Origin of the sequence: Streptomyces sp. ISL-12 (genome assembly GCF_018614415.1) — a bacterium.
GTDB lineage: Bacteria > Actinomycetota > Actinomycetes > Streptomycetales > Streptomycetaceae > Streptomyces.
Map to the genome: position 1 here is coordinate 119,601 of NZ_JAGGOO010000016.1, position 22,267 is coordinate 141,867.

Consider the following 22,267-nt stretch of genomic DNA (forward strand, 5'->3'; position numbering starts at 1 on the left):
TCAGGAGAACCACCGTGCCCGTCCTCGCCCGCACCACCACCGCCGCCGTCACGATCACACTCGCCTCGGCCCTCGTCCTCGCCGGCTGCTCCGACCCCTCCGACGGCTCCACCACCGAGGTCGCCGGTACGTCGGGTGCCAAGACGAAGATCAACCTGAGTGCCGATCAGCAACGTGTCACCACGGCGAAGGTCGACTCCATAGCCGCGCGGCTCCCCGCCGAGGTACGCGAGAGAGGCACCCTGGAGACCGTCGCCTCCTCCACCTCCGCCGCCCCGCTGAACTTCTACGCCACCGACAACAAGACCGTCATCGGCGTCGAGACCGACCTCGTCCACCTGGTCGCCGACGTCCTCGGCCTGAAGGTCCGCATCACCCCGGTCTCCTGGGAGAACATCTTCGTCGGCCTCGACAGCGCCAAGTACGACGTGAGCTTCAGCAACATCACCGTCACCGAGGAGCGCAAGGAGAAGTACGACTTCGCCACCTACCGCGAGGACAACCTCGGCTTCGAGGCGAAGAAGGGCAGCGGCCTGAAGGTCGACGGGCCCGAGGACGTGGCCGGGCTGACGGTCGCCGTGAGCAGCGGCACCAACCAGGAGAAGCTGCTCATCGAGTGGTCGAAGGAGAACGAGAAGGCCGGCCGGAAGCCGGTCGACATCAAGTACTACCAGAACGACAGCGACACCTACCTCGCGCTGCGCTCCGGCCGCATCGACCTCTACCTCGGCCCCAACCCGACCGCCGCCTACCACGCGGCCACCGGCCGGCAGACGGAGGTCGTCGGCACGTACTCCGGAGCCGGCGACACCTTGCAGGGCCTCGTCGCGGCCACCACGAAGAAGGACAGCGGCCTCGTCGAACCGCTCGCCGACGCGCTGAACGAGGTCATCCGCAACGGCACCTACGGCAAGGTGCTCGCCCGCTGGGGCCTGTCCGACGAGGCCGTCGAGAAGTCGGAGATCAACCCGCCCGGCCTGCCGAAGACCGACGAGTAGCCCGCGGCACGGCACCGCCGGCCTCATTTCTCTATTATCCCTACCGGATTTATAGGAAACTGTTGACCGGGGGTGGTCGGGGTGCGCAGGATGGAACACATGTGCAGCACGCAGCAGCCGCTCGTTCGCCGTCGGCATGTCGACTTCTGTCGCGTCGCCAGCGCGGTCTGCCGCCTTCCGCAGGACGACCTCTGACGCAGCGACGCGCGCCGTCACGTCACCCCGCTCCACCCCCCTCCTGTTCTCGACTCGCCTCCCCCCGGCCGCCTGCCCGGCCGCCCGGCGCCCCTGTCAAGGAGCCCGTCATGACCACCCCCCTGCCGTCCGACACCCCGTCACCCGGACCCGCCGACCCCGGCCCCCGCCATCTGCGGCTCGTGCCCGGACAACCGCCCGGCGACCCGGGGGCGCGGACCGCCGAGCCGCTCGTCGGCTACGTCGTGTTCGTCCCGGAAGGCACCGACCCGGCCCGGCTGTTCGTCCCGGACGGGCCGCGGCCGGTCATCCACCCCCTCGCCCCCGCGCCGACGGCCTCCGCCGAGCGGAGCACGGCCGAGGAGGAGAACGGCATCCGGATCGACGCCGTACGACGTGTCGCGCGGATCGGCGGACACGTACTGGACCTGACCTACCTGGAGTTCGAACTGCTCGCCCACCTCGTCGCCCACCCCGACCAGGTGCTCTCCCGCGAGTCGCTCATCGGCAGCGTATGGGGGTACGGCCACATCGGCGACGGCCGCACCGTCGACGTGCACATCGCCCGGGTGCGGGCCAAGCTCGGCCGCGCCCACCGGCACCGGATCGTCACCGTCAGGCGGGTGGGCTACAAGTACACCCCGGCCCGGCCGCGGTGTTCCGGCTCCGCGTCGTGAGGACCGTCCCGAGGAGGAACGGCAGTGGCACTGCCCCAGCCCCGTCCGACGTCCGGCCGCCGGTCACCGAGGGGCCGGGAACGGACATGACGACGACCGCCCCCGCCCCGGACCCGACGGCCCCCGCCCCGGCCGGGGCACCGGGCCGTGCCCACTGGCTGCGCGTCGCCCGCGAGGTGGCCGAGGACCTGGCCACGGACGCCATCACCCGCGACCAGGCCGGCAAGCCCCCGTTCGACGAGGTCGCCCGGCTCCGTGAGGCCGGACTGCTGACCCTGCTGATCTCCGCCGAGCACGGCGGGGGAGGCGCGGACTGGGGCACGGCCCACGCCGTCGTCCGGGAGGTCGCCGCGGCCGACGGAGCCATCGGCCAGCTCCTCGGCGGTCACTACGTCCTGTCCTGGACGGCCCGCTTCTTCGCCGGTCCCGACCTGGCCGAACGGGTCGCCCGCCGGTCCGCGGCGGGCCAGTGGTGCTGGGGCGGCGGCTTCGCCGCCCACGAGCCGCCCCTGCGGCTCACCCCGGACTCCTCCGACGGCTACCTGCTGAACGGCCGTCAGGGCACCGTCGGCGGCGCCCGCGTCGCCGACCGGCTGGCCGTCCGCGCCGCCCGGTCCGACACCGGCGAACCGCTGGCCGTCCTCGTCGACCCCGCCCGTCCCGGCGTGACGAGCGGGGACGACGGGGACGCGTTCGGACAGCGGCTGTCGGGCGGCGGCAGCGTGGAGTTCGACGCCGTACCGGTCCCGGGTGACGCGGTGCTGGGGTCGCTCTCCGCCGACGAGGGCGCGCTGCCGCCGTTCGCCGGCCTGGCCGCCGCCACCGGACGCCTGGTCTCCGCCCAGCTCTGCCTGGGCATCGCCGAAGGCGTGCTCGCCGAGGCCCGTGAGTACACCAGGACCCGCGAGTACACCCGGGCCGGCGACCGCTCCCTGCTCGGCGACCATCCCGGCGTCGGCCTCCCGTCCTGGCAGGACGGCCTGGCGCGGGACCCGTACGTGCTGGTCACCTACGGCGAACTCACCGTCGACGCGCGCGCGGCGTCCGCCCTCGCCGACCAGGCGGTGGCCGCACTCGACGGCGGGCTGGCCCGCGGCGAGGACCTCACCGACGACGAGTGCGCCGAGATCTCCGTACTCGCCGCCGCCGCCGAAGCCGCAGCCGCGCGCGCCGTCCACGACATCACCACCCGCACCCTGGACGTCATCGGCCCGGGCGCCGCCTCCTCGCGCCACGGTTTCGACCGATTCTGGCGCAACGCCCGCACCCACACCCTCTACCACCCCGTGGCCCACGGACTGCGCGAGGTGGGGGACTACTTCCTCAGCGGGGCGCACCCCCCGTTCGCCCTCCCCGCCTGACGGGCACGGCGCGCCCGCCCCGGAGCGGCGGCCGGTGGCGGGGGAGGGGCGGCCGTCGTCCACCGCCGCGGACCGGAGACGGCCCGAAGCGGGGCACACGGGAAAGCACCGGCCGTACGGAGGCGGTGACGCCCCGCACAGCCGGTGCCCGGTGTGCCGTGCCCGGTCAGCGGGTGACCAGCAGCCCCCGGCCGCGCAGCACCCGCCGCTCCAGCGGACTGAAGACCAGCAGGTCGACGGCGATGCCCACCACCAGGATCAGCAGGATGGCGAGGAACACCTGCGACATGCTGGAGTTGTTGCGGCCGTTCTCCAGCAACTGGCCCAGCCCGATGCCCAGATCGGGCGAGGACGCGATGATCTCGGCCGCCATCAGCGACCGCCAGGAGAACGCCCAGCCCTGCTTGAGCCCCGCGAGATAGCCGGGCAGCGCGGCCGGCATCACGATGTGCCACGCGCCGCGCAGCCCCGTGGCGCCCAGCGTGCGGCCGGCCCGCAGGTACAGCGGCGGGATCTGGTCCACGCCGGCCACCAGACCGTTGGCGATCGACGGCACGGCACCGAGCAGGATCACCGCGTACATCATCTGGTCGTTGAGCCCGAGCCAGATGACGGCGGGCGGCACCCACGCCACGGACGGCAGGGACTGCAGCCCGGACAGGATCGGCCCGATCGCGGCCCGGACGAACCTCACCCTGGAGACCAGCAGACCGAGCGGTGTGCCGATGACCAGCGCCAGCAGGAAGCCCAGCAGACCACGGGAGACGGAGGTCCAGATGTAGTCCAGCAAGGTGCCCTGGAGCCACGCGTCGGACACCTCGCCCCACACCGCGGACGGCGAGGGCAGCTTGTACGCGGGCGCGACCCGCGCCCACACCAGTACCTGCCAGACGACCAGGACGAGGGCGACGGCGGTGACGGGCGGCAAGACCTTGCGCAGCAGGACCTCGCGCAGGGGCGGACGGCCCACCTGCACGGTGTCCAGCGCGTCGAGCCCCGCCTCCAGGCCCGCCAGATCCTGCGACGCCGTGTCGTGTGGCTGCGCCGGACCGGTGTCAGTGCTGGCCATGGCGGCGGATCTCCCCTCGTAGTTCCTCGGTGATCTCGGCGGACAGCTCGGCGACCGCGCTGTCCTCCAGGCGGCGCGGCTGCGGGATGCCGACCGTCCAGGACCGGGCGATCCGCCCCGGCCGCGACGACAGCAGCACCACCCGCTGGGCCAGCCGCACCGCCTCGCGCACGTTGTGCGTGACGAACAGCACGGAGAGGCCGGTCTCCCGCCAGATCCGGGTCAGTTCGTCGTGCAGGACGTCCCGGGTGATGGCGTCGAGCGCCGCGAACGGCTCGTCCATCAGCAGCAGCCTGCTGTCCTGGGCCAGCGCCCGGGCCAGCGCGACGCGCTGCCGCATCCCGCCGGACAACTCGTGCACCCGCTTGCCGTACGCCCCGTGCAGCCGGACCAGTTCGAGCAGCCGCTCCGCCTCCGGCCGGCGGCCGGGTTTGGCCACGCCCCGCATCTTCAGGGCCAGTTCGATGTTCTTGCCCGCCGTCAGCCACGGGAACAGCGCGTGTTCCTGGAACATCAGGGCGGGCCTGCCGTCCGTGCTGATCGCGCCCGCGGACGGCCGGTCCAGGCCCGCGACGAGGTTCAGCAGCGTGGACTTCCCGCACCCGGAGGCTCCGAGGAGGGTGACGAACTCACCGGGTGCGACATCGAGCGTGATGTCGTCCAGGACGAGCTGCTGTCCACCGGGCGCCCCCGGCGCGGGGAAGGACTTCGAGACGTGCTCGACACGGGCGGCGTGCGTCGCGGCCCCGGTGCCCTCAGCGGCCTTGGCGGTCTTGGCTGTCGCGGTGGCCATGGTCGTCACCTCCAGGGATCTTCATGGGATCGGTGCGTCCGGTGCGTCCGGTGGTGCTGCCGGCGGGCCCGGTGCCGACGGCGGGTCCGGTGCCGACGGTGGGTCCGGTCGCCGTCACTCGGTGCCGAGACCGGCGTCGTCGACCTCGGCCTCGCCCTCGGCCTTGAGAACCTTGTTCAGCGGCGCCAGGTCGTAGATGCCCTTGAGGTTCGGCTGCTCCAGCAGTCCCGCCTTCACCGCGTGCTCGGCCTCGGTGTCCAGCGTCGAGGCCAGCGGGTCGTCCAGGAAGGTGATGGACTTCCACGCCGGGTCGATGACCTCGTCCGGCAGCGCCTTGCCGGAGAGCTTCTCCAGCGCCTTGTTGGCGGACGCCTTCGCCTCCTCGGGGTTGGCGTTGATCCACTTGTTGGTCTCGACCGAGCCGCGCAGCACCGCCTCGACGACGTCCGGGTGCTCCTTGAGGAACTTCTGCGACACGATGATGTTGGTGATCACGAACTTCTTGTCCGGCCACAGGTCGGACTCGTCCAGCAGCACCTTCGCACCGTCGGCGACCAGCTTGGACGCGGTCGGCTCCGGTACCCAGGCGCCGTCGATCGAGCCGGACTTGTAGGCGTCCGGCGTCACCTTGTTGTCCGAGCGGACGACCGACACGTCGCCCTTGCCGCTCTGCGCGTCGACCTTCCAGCCCTGTTCCGCGATCCAGTTGAGGAAGGCGACGTCCTGGGTGTTGCCGAGCTGCGGGGTGGCTATCTTCTTGCCCTTGAGGTCGTCCTCGGACTTGATCTTGTCCGGGTTGACGACGAGCTTCACCCCGCCGGAGGCCGAACCGCCGATGATGCGCAGGTTCTTGCCGTCCGCCTTGGTGTAGCCGTTGATGGCGGGGGAGGGGCCGATCCAGCCGATGTCTATGGACCCGGAGTTGAGGGCTTCGATCTCGGACGGGCCGGCGTTGAAGGTCGATGCCTTGATCGTGGTGCCGCCGAGCTCCTTCTGGAACAGGCCCTCCTGGACGCCGACGAGTGCGGTGGCGTGGGTGAGGTTCGGGAAGTAGCCGATCCTGACCTCGTCCGCGGAGAGCTTCTCCGCGTCCGCGGCGACGCCCGTGCGCTGGTCGTCGTCGGTGGACTCGGAGCCGTAGCCGCACGCCGTCAGCAGGAGGGGGAGCGCCGCCAGGGCGGCGAGGGTGCGCAGGGGGGTGAACGGTCTGGCGGCAGACACGGAGGTGTCCTTTCGGAGGGTGCGTGGGCACGGAGCTGCGGGGGCACGCGCGCGGAGGCGGCGCGTGCCCGGGGAACGTCCAGGAACGGGACGGCGATGCGGGCGCCGTTCTGTTCCTCGGTGGGCCGGTCTTGTCGTGGGTCTCAGAGGCTGGGACAGACGGCGCTGGACGTGCGGAGGAGGTCGATGTGCCGACGGGAGGTGAGGAAACGGGAGGTGAGAAGGGGCAGCGATCGGCCTGCGCGGCTGAGCGCCCTCATGGTCATCACCCCTTGATCCCTAGTTTTCCCACCGGGTTGATAGGGATCGTGGCAGAAGGGGGCGCCTACCCCAAGGGGGAGTTCATATTATGGTCAGCCACGTCTCGTCATGTGAGATGTGCAGTGGGTGGCCGACCTGTCAGGGGTTGGTCCATGCCCCCGGGGTGTCGGTCAACGCGGCCACGTCGGCGGGCAGTTCGGCCGAGGCGACATCGGCGAGCGTCACTCCGTCGAGGATCTCGCGGACGTTGGACCGCAGGGCGATCCAGAGCGGCAGCAGCGACTCGGCGGGGCCCCGGTAGGACAGCTCGGGCGGGCGGACTCCGCGGACGGACACCAGGGGGCCGTCCACAACGCGGATGACATCGGCGATGGAGATGGACGCGGCCGGCTTGGCCAGCCGGTAGCCGCCGTTGCCGCCGCGCTGGCTGACCACGAGCCCGCCGCGGCGCATGTCGCTGAGGATGCCCTCGAGAAACTTGTGCGGGATGTCCTGGGCGTCGGCGATGGCCTCGGCCTTCACCGGCCCGTCATCCCCCGACGCGACGAGTTGCAGCGCGGCTCGTACCGCGTAGTCCGCCCTGGCTGAGATCCGCATACGTGCATTATTCCGCACGGCGGCGTGGCCTTCCGCCGAGCGTCTTCGCCGAGGTCGTACGGGGTGCCGGGGACGTCCGCGCGGTGCGCGTGGACGGGTCGGTCCGTCGCGCGCGGAGTCACGCCGGCGGGGGACACCGGTGCCGGGTTCCCGGCAGGGGGTGTGACGTGTCGGGTGCGGTCCGGCGGGCCGTCGGCAGGGCAGCCCCCGGCCGGCGGGCGCCCTGCCGGCCGGGGCCCGTCCCGCCGCCGGGGTGCTCCCGTGACGCGCGGGGACGGGCGGACGGGCGGGTCGGTGGTGCGGGCGGTCCGTGGCCCGGGTCAGTCCCCCCGGCGGCGCAGCGCCAGCCAGAGCACCAGGACGCCCGCACCCGCACCGGCCAGCAGAAGGGTGCGGTGGTCCCGCGTCGCCCGGGCCGACCGGGCGGCCGTCTCCCGCACCGGCTCCGGTGCCTTCTCGTGCCACGTCCGGCCGGCTCGGGACGCGGCGGCACGGGCCTGCCCGGTGGCGCGGACGGCCTTGTCCCGGACCGGCTCGGGCACCCTGTCCCGCACCCGGTGCGCCACCTCACCGGCTTTGTTCCTTCGCCTGCCCGGCCACCGAGGCGGCCTGTGTCCGTGCCTGTCCGGCGACCGAGGCGGCCTGTTGCTTGGCCTGTCCGGCCACCGCCGCGGCCTGGGTCCTGGCCTGGCTCGCCTTCTCCTGGGCGCGGGCCTTGACGTCCGTCTTGGCCGCGAGTGCCTCCACCGTCTCGCCCAGTTCCCTGCGGGTGCGTTCGACCTGCTGCCGCAGTTCCTCGGGGCTCTGCGCGGCCGGTCCGTCGTGCGGCGGCTGGGTCATCGGTGTGCGCTCCCCTTGATCTCGGCCACGTCGGCCTTGATGTTCTCGATGGTCCGCTGCGGCGTCGGCGGCGCCGCCCGGCCGACCTGCTTCTTGCCGGTCAGGGCCAGCACCGCGGCGATCACACCGAGCACCGCGGTCACGATCAGCGCCGCGGCCCACACGGGCAGAGGGACCGCCAGCGCGGCGATCGCGGTGGCCACCAGAGCCTGGAGCATCAGGAACCCCACCAGGCCGGCACCCCCGAACATGCCTCCGCCCTTGCCGTACCGCTTCCCCTTCTCCTTCATCTCCGCCTGCGCCAGCTTCAGTTCGCCGCGCACCAGCTCGGTCAGCTGCTGAGAGGCCCGCTGCACCAGCTCGCTCACCGGCTCCTGCCCCGGTCCGTGCCCCGGTCCGTGCCCGTCCGCACCGGCGGAGTGCGGCCGTGTGCTCGTGGTCGCCACGGTGATCATCTCCGTTCCGTTCGCCGCTTGCCGGGGCCCGCGCCGCGGTCCCCGGCGTCCCTGAAGCGCGCGAGTACCCCCGACGGCGGCCACCAGACGGCCGTCGTCAGGCCGCGTCCGAGTGCCGGGCCCGGCCGTCGGCGCGACGGCGGTGTTCCGCCGCCGCGCCGACGATCAGCCGCAGATGCCCGTGCTGCCGGTGCCGCCCGTGCCGCGCCGTCGGCAGCCGTTCGGGCGGGCCGAACAGCCGGTCCTCCAGCCGGTCCATCCCGTACAGCAGAAGGCCCAGGACGGGCAGCAGCAGAACGGCGACGACGATCACCACGGGCCCCCTTCGCACCGGCACGCCGAGCCGGGTACCCGCTGTCCGTCCCGGGAGCGGTGACAGGAGGTGAAGGTTCCATGACGGTGGGATGCCCCGGCCGGGCGCGCCCCGGCCCGCCGCATGCCGACCGGCCCGCGCGCGGGTAGCGTCCCTGAGTGGGAGCCGTACCGGGTGCCGGGCCCGCCGTGCGGCCCGGCGGGAGCGGGACGGACGAAGGCCGCTCCGGTCCGGATCGATCGTCCCCGGTGCCGCTGGAGGTGCTCGGTGACCAGCACACGTGGACCGGCCGTCGGCCTCGACGCGCTGGACGCCGCCTTCACGGAGACCGTGCGCCGGATCGGCGCGTCCCTGGGCGCGCTGTACCTGCTGGCACCGCGCGAGCCGCTGCTGCGGCTGGACGTGCTGTACGGCGCGCCCGCCGAGTTCGCCGCGCCCTGGCTCAGGGTTCCGCTGGAGGCCCCCGCCCCGGTGGCCGACGCGGTCCGCGAGGACCGGCTGGTGTGGGCCGGCGGCCACGAACAGCTGGCCAGGGCCTACCCCCGTACCGCGGTGGCCCTGCCCTACCCGATGGCGCTGGCCGCCGCGCCCGTCACCGGCGTCCGGCCCTGGGGCGCGCTGCTGCTGATGTGGCCGGCCCCGCGCCCGCCGCACATGTCCGGACGGGAACACGGGCACATCACCACCAGTTGCCGCCGCCTGGCCCGGCTGATCGAGGAGGCCGCCGGACACGGTGTCCCGCCGGACCGCGACGCCCCGCCCCGGGTCGTGCCGGCCGGGCGTGCCCACCAGGGCGCGAGCCCCGACCTGGCCGCCGCCGACTTCGCCGAGCGCCTGCCCGGCGGCAGTTGCGCCGTGGACCTGGCGGGACGTTTCACCTACCTCAGCTCCAAGGCCTGCGAGCTGCTGGGCCGGGACGCCGGCCATCTGCTGGGCACCCTGCCGTGGCAGTCCCTGCGCTGGCTCGACGACCCCGTCTACGAGGACCGCTACCGCGCGGCCGTCCTCAGCCGGCGGCCGGTCGCCTTCACCGCGTGCCGCCCGCCGGACCGGTGGCTGGACTTCCACCTCTACCCGGACGCCAGCGGCATCAGCGTCCGCATCGTGCCCAGCGGCGCCGAGCCGGCTCCGGCCGAGGCGCCGGGCCGGGCCGCGCGCCTGGCCGCACCCGCCCGGGCGGGCCGGCTCTACCAGCTCACCCATCTGGCCGCCGCGCTGGCCGAGGCCGTCGGCGTACAGGACGTCATGGACCTGATCGCCGACCAGGTCCTGCCCGCGTTCGGCGCCCAGGGCCTGATCCTGGCCGCCGCCGACGCGGGCCGGCTCACGACCACCGGGTCCCGCGGATACGCCCCCGACGTCGTCGAGCGCCTGGACGGCATGCCCGAGGACAGCGACCTGACGCCCGCCGGGCGCACCCTCAGCACCGGCGTCCCCCTGTTCTTCTCCGCCCCCGAGGAACTGCGGCGCGGCTACCCCGACGCTCCGGTGGTCAGCGGCAAACAGGCCTGGGCGTTCCTGCCCCTGGTCGTCTCCGGCCGCCCGGTCGGCTGCTGCATCCTGTCCTACGAGCACAGGCACCTGTTCCCGGCCGAGGAACGCGCCGTCCTGACCGCCCTCGCCGGCCTCATCGCCCAGGCCCTCGACCGGGCCCGCCTCTACGACACCAAGCTCGACCTCGCCCACAGCCTCCAGCAGGCCCTGCTCCCGCGGACCCTGCCGGCCGTCGCGGGCCTGCGGGTGGCCGCCCGCTATCTGCCGGCCACCCGGGGCATGGACATCGGCGGGGACTTCTATGACCTGATCGGACTCGGCGACGGCGCCGCCGCGGCCGTCATCGGCGACGTCCAGGGGCACAACGCGGCGGCCGCGGCGCTCATGGGGCAGGTCCGGACCGCCGTCCACGCCAACGCGGCCCGCGGCACGCCGCCGGAACAGATCCTCTCCAGCACCAACCGGCTCCTGACCGACCTCGCCCCCGACCTGTTCACCAGCTGCCTCTACGCGCACCTGGACTTCGCCCGCGGCCGGGCCACCCTGGCCAGCGCCGGTCACCCGCCGCCCCTGGTCCGGCTGCCCGGCGGCCTCACCCGGCCCGCCGACGTGCCGCCCGGCCCGCTGCTGGGCATCGACCCCGACGCCGTGTACCCGCACAGCGACATCCCGCTCGTGCCGGGGCTGACGCTGCTCTTCTACACCGACGGTCTCATCGAGACGCCGGGAGTCGACCTCGACGACGCCATCGCCCACCTCGCGCGGCACTTCGCCCAGGCCGACGACCGGGACCTCGACCTGCTGATCGACGACCTGCTGAAGAAGGCCGGCCCTTCCGGCCGGCGCACCGACGACGTCGCGCTCCTGGTGCTGCGGCGGGACACGACGGACGGGAGGCCCTGAGGCCCCCGCTCAGGTCCGGGGGTCGCGCTGCGCGTCGTGGCGGGCCAGAACGGACAGGAGGGCGGCCACGGTCAGGCCGGCCTCGGCCTCGGCGGGATGCCGCAGGGGGACACCCGGTTCGATCCGGTAGACGTTCGACCTTCCCTGGCGGGTGTGGGAGAGGTAGCCGTCCTCCTCCAAGTCGGAAATGATCTTGTGCACCGCGCGCTCGGTGAGGCGGCAGTGCGCGGCGATGTCCCGCACGCGTGCGCTCGGATCGTCGGCGATCACCGCCAGGACACGGGCGTGATTGGTCAGGAACGTCCAGCCGGCGTGTGGTTCAGGTACTCCACCCATGATCCCTGAGTATGACGTGTGTTTCATGCATCAGTAAATAGGAACTCGATTTCAGGTATTTGTTGACAGGTGACGTCGTCGGGACCGATGCTGGTCCGACACAACAGCGCTGGAAAGGACGACGTGTGCCATGACCCCGCAACCGTTCTCCGCGGTGCGCTCCCTCACCCCCGGCGGTGTCACCGTGGTGACGCTGCGCGGTGACATCGACCAGGACGTCGGTGCCGAGGTGCGCCAGGCGCTGCTGCCGTCCGGCGTTCCGGCCCCGTACACGGTGGTCGACCTGGCCTCGGTGTCCTTCATGGACTCGGCCGGCGTCAACGCGCTGATCCAGGCCCACCATGCCGCGCGCTCCCGTGACGGCTGGATACGGCTGGCGGCGTGCTCGCCCACGATCCTGCGCGTGTTCGACATCCTCGGCATCGACGGGCTCCTCCGCTGCTACCCCACCGTGCGGGAGGCCCTCGGCGACTGACGCGTCATCCGATGACGAACGGGAGCCGCGCGGCCAGCGGGCCGAGCCGGGCCCGTTCCCCGTCGGTCGGCACCCGCCGCCCGGTGCCGAGCAGCAGGGCGTCCGTGTCGGAGAACGAGGCGGGGAACGCCGTACCGGCGATCCGCTCCAGCAGTTCCCGCGACCGCGCGAGTCCCTCCGCGGGCGGCCTCGGGGCGCCGGGAAGGCGGGCGACGAGGTCGAGGTGGTGCAGCGTCCACTCCAGTACGTACGCGAGGAGGTAGTCGCCCGCGGTCAGGACCTGGCCGCGGGTGCCGACCGTCAGTTCCGGATCGGCCAGTTCCGCGGCGCGGCCGGCGGCGGAACCCACGTCGTCCAGGTGGAACTCGAGGAGCCCGGGGTCCTGGTACGCGGCGGCCAGCCGGACGGTCAGCGCGTCGAGGGGGTCGTCACCTGACGGGGGTGCCCCGGTGACCTCCCAGTACGTCACCGCGTCACGGGTGGGCGCGGCGGCGACCGGGGTCGCCAGGGTGATCAGGACGTCCTGGGCGTCGATGACCAGATGGCACACGAGGTCCCGGACCAGCCAGCCCGTACAGCCGGACGGCCGGGCGAAGTCGTCGTCCGCCAGCCCGGCGACCGCCGCGCGCAGCGCCGCCCAGGAACGCGAGAAGAGGTCCACGGCGGCACGGTAGTGCGGCGCGTACGGGCGGACAACCGGGCCTGGGGGCAGGGGGCCACCACGAGCGGCGCACGGACGGTCCGCCGTACGCGGTCCGGCGTCGTGCGTCCGGTTCCGACAGCCGACAGCCGACAGTCACGTTGTCGAGCGTGCCCGGCGGAATCGCCGGACGGGCGTGGCAACGGCGCGTCGGTCGCCCGAACGGGGGGCGGGCGAAGCGCCCCCGCGTCACGTGGTGCCCGCAGGGGCGCGGACACGCCGCCCGCGCCTCCGCGCGCTCCGTCCGGGCGGCGTTCACCGCGCGTCACGCGGCGGCCGGGCGGGCCACAGTGTCAGTGTCCAGTCGATGGGATCCATGGACGGCGCGGTCCGCCCCGCCGCCCGCGAGAAGGGACACAGGTATGGAGCCGCCGAAGACCGTGACGACCGGCGGTCTGCGAACCGACGAGGACGCCTACTACGACGCGTTCACCCGGTTCCTGGCCAACAGCGACGAGAAGGTCACCACCCACGCCTACCTCGACGAGGTGGTGCGCCGGCTGCCGGCCCGGCGCGTGTTCCTCGACATCGGTCCCGCCGACGGCGCGACCACCCGCCATGTGGGCCGGTCCTTCGACCGCACCGTGTGCGTCGAACCAAGCGAACCCATGCGCCGGGCCCTCGCCCGTACCTGCCCCGACGCCGTGGTCCTGGCCGAACCGGTGCACCGCGCCGATCCCGGTGTCGGCGTCGACCTGGCGCTCCTCTCCCACGTGCTGTACTACGTCCCCCGCGAGGAGTGGGCGGCGACGCTCCGGCGCGTCCTGGGGTGGGTCGAGCCGGGCGGCACCCTGCTCGTGATCCAGCAGGACCCGGACAACGCGTGCATGCGGATGGTGCGCCACTTCACCGGCGTCGGCTTCGGCCTGCGGGAGCTCGCGGACGAACTCGCCGCGGCACCGGACGGCCCGACCGCTGACCTCCGGCTGGAGTCCGTCCCCGCCCACTACCGCAGCGACGACCTGGCGGAGACGGTCACCGTCGCCGGGTTCCTCCTCAGCTTCCCCGGCAGTACCCAGCCCACGCGCGAGGCGGTGGAGGAGTACGTGCAGCGGCACTTCAGAACCGAGGACGGCGCCTACCGGATCGCGCACCACCAGGAGGTACTGCGCGTCGAACGTTCCGGCGCGCGGACGGACGACTGACCGGCCGGCCCGGTCGTCCGGAAAAACTCGGTTGCCCCGCCGCCGGATGCGTGCCAGCGTGTGGGTGCACTGTCGTCGAGGCAACGGAGCGGACATGCTCATCCAGAACGTTCTCCCGACCCCGCGGCCCACCCGGGCCGCCTCGCTCGCGAACGTTCCGGAGTACTCGCATGCCCACGCAGCTCAGCGCCCGCGCCGTCACGAAGTCGTACCACGGCCGACTCGTCCTTGATTCCGTCACCTGCACCCTGGGCGCCGGTGAACGCACCGGCGTGGTGGGGGAGAACGGCTCGGGGAAGAGCACCCTGCTGCGCCTGCTCGCCGGTGCCGAGCGGCCCGACAGCGGTGACATCGTCGTCCGGGCCGACGGCGGCCTCGGCCACCTCCCGCAGGACGGACAGCTCCCGCCCCACCACACCGTCCAGCAGGCCGTCGACCAGGCCCTGAGCGACCTGCGCGCCATCGAGAGCCGGATGCGCGCGCTGGAGACCGCCATGACGGCGGGGGACCGCGCCGCGCTCACCGAGTACGGCGAGCTGATGACCGCCTTCGAACTGCGCGGCGGCTACGAGGCGGACGCCCGCGTCGAGCGCGCCCTGCACGGACTCGGTCTGGCCGGGCTGCCCCGCGACCGGCCCGTCGGCGCCCTCTCCGGTGGCGAACAGGTCCGGCTGCGCCTGGCCGCCGTCCTCGCGTCGGCCCCCGAGGCGCTGCTCCTCGACGAGCCCACCAACCACCTCGACACGGCCGCCCTGACCTGGCTGGAGGACCACCTGCGCAGCCGCCGCGGCACCACCGTGGTGGTCTCCCACGACCGCGCCTTCCTCGAACGCGTCGCCACCACCCTCCTGGAGGTCGACGCCGACCGCCGCACCGTCACCCGCTACGGCAACGGCTACGCCGGGTACCTCGCCGAGAAGGCCGCCGCCCGCGCCCGCCAGGCCGAGGAGCACGCCCGCTGGCGGGCCGAGGTCGACGCCCTGCGCGAGAGCGCCGCCACCACCGCCCGCCGGGTGGCCCCCGGCCGGGGCATCACGGACAAGAACAAGATGGCCTACGGCATGGCCGCCGGCCGCGTCCAGCAGGCCCTCGCCGGGCGCGTGCGCAGCGCCGGGCAACGCCTGAGCCGCCTGCTCGCCGACCCCGTTCCGGCGCCCCCGGAGCCGCTCCGCTTCGCCCCCGCGTTCCGCCCCAGCCCGCTGACCGGCACGGCCCTCACCGCCACCGGCCTCACCGTGCGCGGCCGGCTGGCCCCCGTCGACCTGACCGTCGAGGCCGGCGGGCGGCTGCTGGTCACCGGGGACAACGGCACCGGCAAGAGCACCCTGCTGCGCGTGCTGGCCGGCCGCCTCACCCCCGACGCCGGCCGGCTGACCCGCCGTGGCCGGGCCGGCCACCTGCCCCAGGAGCCCGTCTCCGGCCGCCCCGGCACGACCCTGCTGGAGACCTACGCCCGCGGTCTGCCCGGCACGCCCGAGGGACACACCGAACGGCTCCTCGCCCTCGGCCTGTTCAGCCCCGACCGGCTCACCGCCCGCGTCACCGACCTCTCCACCGGCCAGCGTCAGCGGCTCGCCCTCGCCCGCCTGCTCAGCCGCCCCTGCGACATCCTGCTCCTCGACGAGCCCACCAACCACCTCTCGCCGGCCCTCGCCGAGGAACTCGAAGAGGCCCTGCGCACCTACCCCGGCACCCTCGTCCTCGTCTCCCACGACCGCCGACTGCGCGAGCGCTGGCGGGGCGGCCACCTCACCCTCCCGGCCCGGCACCGGAGCCCCGCTCCGCCCGCCTGAGGCCCCCCACCGAGCCACCGTCCGACCACCGAACGAAGGAGACCCACATGACCGCAGGCCCGCAGAAGAAGACCGAGAAGCCCGAGGAGACAACCGCGAAGACCCAGGAGACGGAGCAGGCAGAGGAAACGGAACAGACCCCGGAGGCCGAGGCCAAGCGCAAGTTCCAGGAGGCCCTGCAACGCAAGGCCCGCGCCAGCAGGTCCCAGCAGGCCCACCAGGACGGACGCCAGAAGATCAAGGGCCTGAACGGGCCCAAGGGCCAGAGCCGCAACTTCCGCCGCAAGTCCGGCTGACACCCCGCCGCTCCACCCGGTCGCCGCGCTCCGCACCCCCGGACCGCGGCGGCCCCCGGACCTCCGGACCGCCCGGTCACCCGGCGAGACGCCGTTGACCTTCGAGCCGGTCGAGACTCCATGATGACGGCGTGCCCCCTTCCGAATCGATGCCGATCGGCGTCTTCGCCCGGCGCAGCGGCCTGACCCCCAGCGCGCTGCGGTTCTACGACGACGCCGGGCTGCTGCGCCCCGCCGAGACCGACCCGGCCACGGGCTACCGCTACTACCGGGAAGAACAGGTGGCGCGGGCGACCGCGCTGCGCCGGCTCCGCGAGATCGACATGCCCCTCGGCACCGTCGCGAAGGTCCTCGACGCCGGCCCCGAGGACGCGGTCCGGCTGGTCGACGAGCAGGTCGCGAAGGTCACCGCCGACGCGGCGGCGGTGCGGCGGACGGCCGCCGTCCTCAAGGCCTCCTTCGATGCCTCTTTCTCCCTCTCCTCCGCATCCTTCACCGACCTGCCGGGTGTGCCCGTCACGGCGCTCAAGGGCCCGGTGCTGGCGGACGCCGTCGAGCAGGTCCTGACCGCGACCGCCCACGAGCCGGGCACGCCGGTACTGACCGGCGTACGTATCGAGGCGGCCCCCGGGACGGTCACCCTGACCGCGACCGACCGGTACCGGCTCGCCACCCGGACCCTGGCACCGGCCGACGCCCCGGTGACGGCGTGGACCGGCACGGTCGACGGCGACGAACTGCGGTCCACGACCGCCGGGATACGCCGCGCCCCGTGGGTGCGCCTGGAGGCGACGCCGTACGCGGTGCGGTTCCGCCTGGCGGACCGGGACGAGAGGCTCTGCCGGCTGCTGCCGGGGGAGTACCCCGACCACCGGCTGATGCTCGCCTCCCTCACGGAGGTCACCACCCGCGTCACCCTGCCCAAGGAACGGCTCCTGCGGGCCCTCGAGGAACATCCCGGCGAGCGGATCACCCTGCGGGTGACCGACGCCGGCGTCGAGACGGACGACGCGGGTGACGGGACGCGTCTGTCCGCCGTGGTCACGGGACATGCGGTGCGGGTCCGGTTCGCGCTGACCACGCTCTATCCCGCCGTCAGCACCGCTCTCGGCCCCGAGGTGATGCTCGACCTGCGCGGACCCGACCAGCCCGTCACCGTCCGCTCCGCCGACCGCGGCGACCTCACCACCCTGGCCATGCCCGTCGGCCCCGACCGGAGCCCCGCACCGTGAACCCCGAGAACACCGCACCCGACCCCGTCATGGACGCCATCGGCCGAGCCGTCACCGAAGGGCACCGCGGAGACACCGACTCCGCCCGCCGCGCCCTCCTCGGCCTCTGGACCCGGACCGGTGTCACCGGCGACCCACTGCACCGCTGCACCCTCGCGCACCACCTGGCCGACCTGCACACCGACCCCGCCCAGGCCCTGGCCTGGGACATCCGGGCCCTGGACGCCGCCGACGCGGTGACCGAGCAGCGCCTCCAGGAGCACCACGCCGGCCCGCGTCTCCGGGGCTTCTACCCCTCCCTCCACCTCAACCTCGCCGACGACTACCGCCGCCTCGGTTCCTTCGACGCCGCCGCCGGACACATCGCCGCGGCACGGGAACACGTCCCCGACCTCCCGGAGGGCCCCTACGGCGACCTGCTGCGCACCGCCATCGACGAGGTGGCCGAGGCCGTCGCCCGGCGCAGCACCGCACGGCGGGCGTCCGCACCGGGACCCTCCGCGTGACCCCGCCGGCGAAGTCTTAAGCGCCGGTTAGATCTCGCCCGGAGGCCCTGGCTGCCGCTGCGGTCATCGGTCAAGCTGCTGCGACCTGCGGTGATGCGGGTTCGCCGCAGGCATTCCATTTCCTCACAGGCTGGAGACACTTGTGTCCACGACGGGCGCGCGGGCCGCCGCGCCGAGCCCCTGGAAGGCGATCATCGGTGGCTCGATCGGCAACATGATCGAGTGGTACGACTGGTTCGTCTACTCCACCTTCTCCGTGTACTTCGCGTCCGCGTTCTTCCCCGAGGGCGACGCCACCTCCCAACTCCTGCACACCGCCGGCATCTTCGCGGTCGGCTTCTTCATGCGGCCCGTGGGCGGCTGGCTGCTCGGCCGGCTCGGCGACCGCAAGGGCCGCAAGGCCGCGCTGACCGTGACCGTGCTCATGATGTCGCTCAGCGCCCTCCTCATCGCCGTCGCCCCCACCCACTCCCAGGTCGGTTACTGGGGCGCGGTCGTGCTGCTGCTCGCCCGGCTGCTCCAGGGACTGTCGGTGGGCGGGGAGTACGCGGCCAGCGCCACGTACCTCGCCGAGGCGGCGCCCGCGGGCCGGCGCGGTTTCTTCGCCAGCTTCCAGATGGTGTCGATGAAGATCGGCCAGCTCATCGGGCTGAGCCTGCAGATCCTGCTCCAGCAGAACATGTCGGAGCAGACCCTGACCTCCTGGGGCTGGCGCATCCCCTTCGTCGTCGGCGCGCTGGGCTCCGCCGTAGTGTTCTGGCTGCGCCGCAACCTGGTCGAGACCGACGCCTTCGAAGAGGCGGCCCAGGAAGCGGCCGACACCACACGGCCGGGCAAGGAGCGCGGCACCCTGCGCGGGCTGTGGGAGTACCGGCGCACCGTCGCCCTCGTCGTCGGCTTCAGCATGGGCGGCACCCTGTGCGACTACACGTACTCGACGTACATGACCAAATATCTGCACAACACCGCCGGTCTGAGCACCACCGACGCCTCGCTCGTCAGCTTCGTCGCCATCCTGGTCTTCATCTGTCTGCAACCCCTGGCCGGCGGGCTGTCGGACCGCATCGGCCGCAAGCCGCTGCTGATCGGCTTCGGCCTCGGCGCGATGATCTTCACCGTTCCGCTGATGACCGCCCTCGGCCATGTCTCCACCTTCGGCAGCGCGCTGCTGCTGATGATCGCCGGGCTCCTGATCATCACCGGATACACCTCGATGAGCGCCCTGGTGAAGGCGGAACTGTTCCCCGCCCGGGTCCGCGCGCTGGGCGTCGCCCTGCCGTACGCGCTCGCCAACGCCCTGTTCGGCGGCACCGCCGAGTACGTGGCGCTGTGGTTCAAGGACGCGGGCATGGAGTCGGGTTTCTACTGGTACGTCACGGCCTGCGCCGCGGTCTCCCTGGTGGTGTACCTCACCATGCGCGAGACGAAGGACGTGTCCTTCACCCGGGGCGACCGGGCCCCGCGCCGCGCCGCCGAGGTCACGGCCTAGCCTGACGCCATGCGTGTGCTGCTGATCGAGGACGACGAGCGGCTCGCCGACGCCCTCACCACGGCCCTCGTCGAGCGCGGCCACCCGGTGGAGCGGGTGAGCCGCGCCGACGAGGGACTGCGCCGCAAGGACCGCGCCGACTTCGTCCTCCTCGACCTCGGACTGCCGGACATGGACGGCCTGGAGATGCTCCGGCGACTGCGGCGGGTCTCCGCCGTCCCGGTGATCGTGCTCACCGCCCGCGGCGACGAACGCACCGTCCTCCAGGGCCTGAGCCAGGGCGCCGACGACTACCTGACCAAACCGTTCCGCATCAAGGAACTGCTGGCCCGGATGGACGCCGTACGCCGCCGCGCCGGGCAGTCCCGGCTGCCCGGCGGGGGCTCCCCGGAACTGGACGTCGGCGACGTCCACATCGACCTGGCGTCCCGCACGGTGACCGTGGCCGGGCGCGAGGTCACCCTGACGGCACGCGAGTTCGACGTCCTCGCCCTGCTCGCCGGGACGCCCGGGGTCGTCCGCAGCCGGCAGGAGATCATGGACGCGGTCTGGGGAGACGCCTTCCTCGCCGTCTCCCGCTCGCTCGACGTGCACGTCTGGGGCATCCGCACCAAGACCGGCCGGCCCGACCTGATCCGTACCCTGCGCGGGGTCGGCTACCGGCTGGGCGGCTGATGCGCCGCCGGCTGCTGGCCACCTACCTCACGCTGATCGGCGGCGTCCTGCTCGCCCTGTCCGTCCCCCTGGGCCTGGCCTACACCCAGGAACGGACCGCCGAACTCCTGCTCGCCCGGCGCGCGGACGCCACCCGGCTCGCGGAGCTGGCCGAAGGAGCGATCCAGGACAGCGACCCGAGTGTGCTGCGCGCCGAGGCCGACCGTTACGCCTGGCTCTACGGCGCCTCGGTGGAGGTACGCCGCGACACCGGCACCGTCCTGGTCGGCGCGGGCGGCGGCGTGCCGCACAGCGCCGGACCGCTGCGCCGGGCCCTGGCCGGCCGCACCACCTCGCACCTCCCGCTGGTCACCGTCTTCGGACCGGACCGGGTGGTGATCGCCGAACCCGTGGGCAGCGACGCCCAGGTGACCGGCGTGGTGCTGCTCGCCGCGCCCACCGCCGAGGCCCGTGACGACGTCCTGATGGTGTGGCTCGCCCTGGCCGGGGGAGCGGCGGTCGCCTTCGCCCTCGCGGTGGAGGCCGCGCGGCGCCTCGCCCGCTGGGCCCTGCGGCCGGTCGACGAACTGGACGCGGTCACCGAGGCGATCGCCCAGGGCCGGATGACGGCCCGGGTCCCCGACACCGGCGGCGGACCGTCCGAGCTGCGGCGGCTGGAGTCGCGGTTCAACGCGATGGCCGACGCCGTCGCCGCGGCGCTGGACAAGCAGCGCGCGTTCGTCTCCGACGCCTCCCACGAACTGCGCACCCCGCTCGCCGTGCTCAGCCTCCGCCTGGAGAACCTGCGCCCGCACCTGAAGGAGTCCGGCGCCGACCGCTACCACAGCGCCATGGAGGAACTCGACCGCATCGGCACCCTCCTGGAGGACCTGCTGACCCTCGGCCGCATCGAGGCCAAGGGAGCCGCCCGTGCCGAGCCCGTCGACGTCGTCGCCGAACTCGCCCCCCGGCTGCGCGTCTGGGCGGAGGTCGCCGAGGCCGCGGGCGTGCGGCTGCGTACCGTGCTGCCCGCCGCCCTGGTGGTGCGGTGCCCGCCCGACACCGTCGGCCGGATCACGGACATCGCGGTCGACAACGCCGTCAAGTTCGTCCCGCGCGGCGGAACCGTCACCGTCACCGTCACCGACACGGCCGGCGCCGGGGCCCCGGGCGCCGGTGACGTACTGCTGCGGATCGAGGACGACGGCCGTGGGCTCGACGACGGGGAACTCACCGCCGCCCGCGACCGCTTCTGGCGCTCTCCCCGGCACAGCGGCGTCGACGGCAGCGGACTGGGCCTCGCCATCGCCGACGAACTGGCCCGTGCGGCGGGCGGCACCCTCGGCCTGCGGGCGGCCCGGCCGTACGGCCTGGTGGTCGAGTTCCGCCTGCTCGGCCCCGGCCGCCGGTGACCACGTACGGCGTGCTCAGCCGTAGACACTCCGGTAGTACCGCACGGCCCCCGGGTGCAACGGCACCGGATCGGTGCCGATCGCGTACCGCTCGTCCAGGTAGGCACCGGGCACCTCCGGACCCGGCAGGGTCTGCCGCGCCGCGAACATCGCCCGCGTCACCTCGAAGGCGTCCTGGGCCGACACCGCCGAGCGGGCCATCAGATACGTCGGCACACCCACCGTCGGCACCTCGGACTCCTGCCCGTACGTCCCCGCCGGTATCGACACATCGACATACGCCGGTCCGTGCTCCGCCCGCAGCACCCGGGCCAGCCCGTCCAGCGGGACCAGCGTGACGGGCCGGGCGGCGGACAGTTCGGTGACGGCGCTCGCCGGCACTCCGCTGGACGCGAAGAACGCGTCGATCTCACCGCGCCGCAGCGCCCGCACCGAGTCGTCGAGCCCCAGGTAACAGCGGCGCACCCGCCCGCCGAGCCCGGCGGCGGCCAGGATCCGCCGGGCGACGACGACGGTCCCCGACCCTTCGGCACCGAGGGAGACCCGCAGCGACGCCAGGTCCGACACGGTGGCCACCCCGGCCGTGGGACGTGCCACCAGGTGGGTGTAGTTGAGGTAGATACGGGCCAGCGCCGACACCGGCAGCGACCGGGAGAACCCACCGGTGCCCTCGAAGGCGTCCGCGGCACTGTCCCCGAGCACCAGACCGAGGTCGGCGTCGCCGGAACCGAGCAGCCGGAGGTTGCGGATGCTCGCCGAGGTGTTGACCACGTCGACGCGCAGGGACCCCACCCGCCGGTCGATCTCCCGGGCCAGCCGGCTGCCGAAGGTGCCGTACGGCGCACCCGACAGCCCGGTCGCCAGCACCAGCGACCGCACCCGGGTCCGGCCGGGGACCGTCGCGGGACTCGACGCGGCCACCGCGGCGGCCAGGGCGAGCAGCGTGCGGCGGGCCGCCTGCGGACGGGGACGGGGGGACACGGGACGATGGTAGTCCGGCCACTGGGCGGCCCGTCTTCGCCCCGTCGTCCCTGTCCCGTGCCCGCGTGCCC

At 73.5% G+C, this 22,267-nt stretch carries 26 protein-coding genes; 14 read left to right on the forward strand and 12 right to left on the reverse strand.

Going from position 1 to position 22,267, the window contains the following annotated elements:
• The first annotated feature begins 14 nt into the window (after positions 1 to 14).
• The 4 genes from J7I94_RS05130 to J7I94_RS05140 all read left to right on the forward strand — a co-directional run bounded on the left by J7I94_RS05130 (position 15) and on the right by J7I94_RS05140 (position 3,231).
• The gene (locus tag J7I94_RS05130; protein ID WP_215165436.1) at positions 15 to 998 is read left to right on the forward strand and encodes an ABC transporter substrate-binding protein; all 984 of its coding nucleotides are present in this window, start codon (positions 15 to 17) and stop codon (positions 996 to 998) included.
• Between the two features lie 99 nt (positions 999 to 1,097).
• On the forward strand, positions 1,098 to 1,193 hold the full coding sequence (locus J7I94_RS39480) for a putative leader peptide (protein ID WP_374198357.1): 96 nt from the start codon (positions 1,098 to 1,100) through the stop codon (positions 1,191 to 1,193).
• Between the two features lie 110 nt (positions 1,194 to 1,303).
• The gene (locus J7I94_RS05135; protein WP_215165438.1) at positions 1,304 to 1,870 is read left to right on the forward strand and encodes a winged helix-turn-helix domain-containing protein; all 567 of its coding nucleotides are present in this window, start codon (positions 1,304 to 1,306) and stop codon (positions 1,868 to 1,870) included.
• An 86-nt stretch (positions 1,871 to 1,956) separates the two neighbouring features.
• Positions 1,957 to 3,231, forward strand: coding sequence for an acyl-CoA dehydrogenase family protein (locus J7I94_RS05140; protein WP_215165440.1), 1,275 nt, complete (start codon positions 1,957 to 1,959; stop codon positions 3,229 to 3,231).
• Between the two features lie 166 nt (positions 3,232 to 3,397).
• Here the strand turns inward: J7I94_RS05140 and J7I94_RS05145 are convergent, their stop codons facing one another.
• From J7I94_RS05145 to J7I94_RS05175, 9 genes are all read right to left on the reverse strand, one after another.
• On the reverse strand, positions 3,398 to 4,300 hold the full coding sequence (locus J7I94_RS05145) for an ABC transporter permease (protein ID WP_215165442.1): 903 nt from the start codon (positions 4,298 to 4,300) through the stop codon (positions 3,398 to 3,400).
• Complete coding sequence (locus tag J7I94_RS05150; RefSeq protein WP_215165444.1) at positions 4,287 to 5,093, reverse strand: ABC transporter ATP-binding protein; 807 nt, start codon at positions 5,091 to 5,093, stop codon at positions 4,287 to 4,289. Before J7I94_RS05150 ends, J7I94_RS05145 begins: the two co-directional genes overlap by 14 nt.
• A gap of 114 nt (positions 5,094 to 5,207) precedes the next feature.
• Positions 5,208 to 6,314, reverse strand: a complete 1,107-nt coding sequence (locus tag J7I94_RS05155; protein WP_215165446.1) for an ABC transporter substrate-binding protein — start codon at positions 6,312 to 6,314, stop codon at positions 5,208 to 5,210.
• Between the two features lie 143 nt (positions 6,315 to 6,457).
• Complete coding sequence (locus J7I94_RS39485; RefSeq protein WP_374198358.1) at positions 6,458 to 6,580, reverse strand: putative leader peptide; 123 nt, start codon at positions 6,578 to 6,580, stop codon at positions 6,458 to 6,460.
• Between the two features lie 133 nt (positions 6,581 to 6,713).
• On the reverse strand, positions 6,714 to 7,172 hold the full coding sequence (locus J7I94_RS05160) for an Rrf2 family transcriptional regulator (RefSeq protein WP_215165448.1): 459 nt from the start codon (positions 7,170 to 7,172) through the stop codon (positions 6,714 to 6,716).
• A 320-nt stretch (positions 7,173 to 7,492) separates the two neighbouring features.
• Positions 7,493 to 7,726 (reverse strand): hypothetical protein, encoded by a 234-nt coding sequence (locus J7I94_RS39195; protein ID WP_306521791.1) that lies wholly within the window; start codon positions 7,724 to 7,726, stop codon positions 7,493 to 7,495.
• 13 nt (positions 7,727 to 7,739) lie between these two features.
• Entirely contained in the window at positions 7,740 to 8,012 is a 273-nt protein-coding gene (locus J7I94_RS39200; protein WP_306521794.1) for a DUF3618 domain-containing protein, read from the reverse strand.
• Entirely contained in the window at positions 8,009 to 8,380 is a 372-nt protein-coding gene (locus J7I94_RS05170; RefSeq protein WP_308114501.1) for a phage holin family protein, read from the reverse strand. The genes J7I94_RS39200 and J7I94_RS05170 overlap by 4 nt, the downstream gene beginning before the upstream one ends.
• 184 nt (positions 8,381 to 8,564) lie before the next feature.
• Positions 8,565 to 8,783, reverse strand: a complete 219-nt coding sequence (locus J7I94_RS05175; protein WP_251074671.1) for a hypothetical protein — start codon at positions 8,781 to 8,783, stop codon at positions 8,565 to 8,567.
• A gap of 264 nt (positions 8,784 to 9,047) precedes the next feature.
• On the opposite strand from J7I94_RS05175, the gene J7I94_RS05180 reads away from it, so the two are divergent.
• On the forward strand, positions 9,048 to 11,177 hold the full coding sequence (locus tag J7I94_RS05180; RefSeq protein ID WP_308114499.1) for a SpoIIE family protein phosphatase: 2,130 nt from the start codon (positions 9,048 to 9,050) through the stop codon (positions 11,175 to 11,177).
• Positions 11,178 to 11,186: 9 nt separating this feature from the next.
• Here J7I94_RS05180 and J7I94_RS05185 read toward each other — a convergent pair whose 3' ends face one another.
• Positions 11,187 to 11,513 carry a MarR family transcriptional regulator gene (locus J7I94_RS05185; protein WP_215165451.1) on the reverse strand — a complete coding sequence of 109 codons (327 nt, stop codon included), beginning with the start codon at positions 11,511 to 11,513 and terminating at the stop codon, positions 11,187 to 11,189.
• 130 nt (positions 11,514 to 11,643) lie between these two features.
• Here J7I94_RS05185 and J7I94_RS05190 point away from each other — a divergent pair, with 130 nt between their 5' ends.
• Positions 11,644 to 11,988, forward strand: a complete 345-nt coding sequence (locus J7I94_RS05190; RefSeq protein WP_215165452.1) for an STAS domain-containing protein — start codon at positions 11,644 to 11,646, stop codon at positions 11,986 to 11,988.
• 4 nt (positions 11,989 to 11,992) lie between these two features.
• On the opposite strand, the gene J7I94_RS05195 is transcribed toward J7I94_RS05190, so the two are convergent.
• Positions 11,993 to 12,649, reverse strand: a complete 657-nt coding sequence (locus J7I94_RS05195; RefSeq protein WP_215165453.1) for a maleylpyruvate isomerase N-terminal domain-containing protein — start codon at positions 12,647 to 12,649, stop codon at positions 11,993 to 11,995.
• Between the two features lie 401 nt (positions 12,650 to 13,050).
• Here J7I94_RS05195 and J7I94_RS05200 point away from each other — a divergent pair, with 401 nt between their 5' ends.
• From J7I94_RS05200 to J7I94_RS05235, 8 genes are all read left to right on the forward strand, one after another.
• Positions 13,051 to 13,833 (forward strand): class I SAM-dependent methyltransferase, encoded by a 783-nt coding sequence (locus J7I94_RS05200; RefSeq protein ID WP_215165455.1) that lies wholly within the window; start codon positions 13,051 to 13,053, stop codon positions 13,831 to 13,833.
• A 170-nt stretch (positions 13,834 to 14,003) separates the two neighbouring features.
• Positions 14,004 to 15,626, forward strand: coding sequence for a ribosomal protection-like ABC-F family protein (gene abc-f / locus J7I94_RS05205; protein WP_215165457.1), 1,623 nt, complete (start codon positions 14,004 to 14,006; stop codon positions 15,624 to 15,626).
• A gap of 47 nt (positions 15,627 to 15,673) precedes the next feature.
• Complete coding sequence (locus tag J7I94_RS05210; protein ID WP_215165459.1) at positions 15,674 to 15,922, forward strand: DUF5302 domain-containing protein; 249 nt, start codon at positions 15,674 to 15,676, stop codon at positions 15,920 to 15,922.
• Positions 15,923 to 16,071: 149 nt separating this feature from the next.
• Positions 16,072 to 17,154 carry a MerR family transcriptional regulator gene (locus J7I94_RS05215; RefSeq protein WP_251074689.1) on the forward strand — a complete coding sequence of 361 codons (1,083 nt, stop codon included), beginning with the start codon at positions 16,072 to 16,074 and terminating at the stop codon, positions 17,152 to 17,154.
• Positions 17,155 to 17,183: 29 nt separating this feature from the next.
• Entirely contained in the window at positions 17,184 to 17,660 is a 477-nt protein-coding gene (locus J7I94_RS05220) for a hypothetical protein (protein ID WP_215165484.1), read from the forward strand.
• Positions 17,661 to 17,874: 214 nt separating this feature from the next.
• Positions 17,875 to 19,149 (forward strand): MFS transporter, encoded by a 1,275-nt coding sequence (locus J7I94_RS05225; RefSeq protein ID WP_215165486.1) that lies wholly within the window; start codon positions 17,875 to 17,877, stop codon positions 19,147 to 19,149.
• A 9-nt stretch (positions 19,150 to 19,158) separates the two neighbouring features.
• A complete protein-coding gene (locus J7I94_RS05230) occupies positions 19,159 to 19,824 on the forward strand; it encodes a response regulator transcription factor (RefSeq protein ID WP_215165463.1) in 666 nt (221 codons plus the stop codon).
• On the forward strand, positions 19,824 to 21,215 hold the full coding sequence (locus J7I94_RS05235) for a HAMP domain-containing sensor histidine kinase (protein ID WP_215165465.1): 1,392 nt from the start codon (positions 19,824 to 19,826) through the stop codon (positions 21,213 to 21,215). The genes J7I94_RS05230 and J7I94_RS05235 overlap by 1 nt, the downstream gene beginning before the upstream one ends.
• 15 nt (positions 21,216 to 21,230) lie before the next feature.
• Here J7I94_RS05235 and J7I94_RS05240 read toward each other — a convergent pair whose 3' ends face one another.
• Positions 21,231 to 22,196 (reverse strand): TAXI family TRAP transporter solute-binding subunit, encoded by a 966-nt coding sequence (locus J7I94_RS05240; RefSeq protein ID WP_215165467.1) that lies wholly within the window; start codon positions 22,194 to 22,196, stop codon positions 21,231 to 21,233.
• Positions 22,197 to 22,267: the final 71 nt, after the last annotated feature.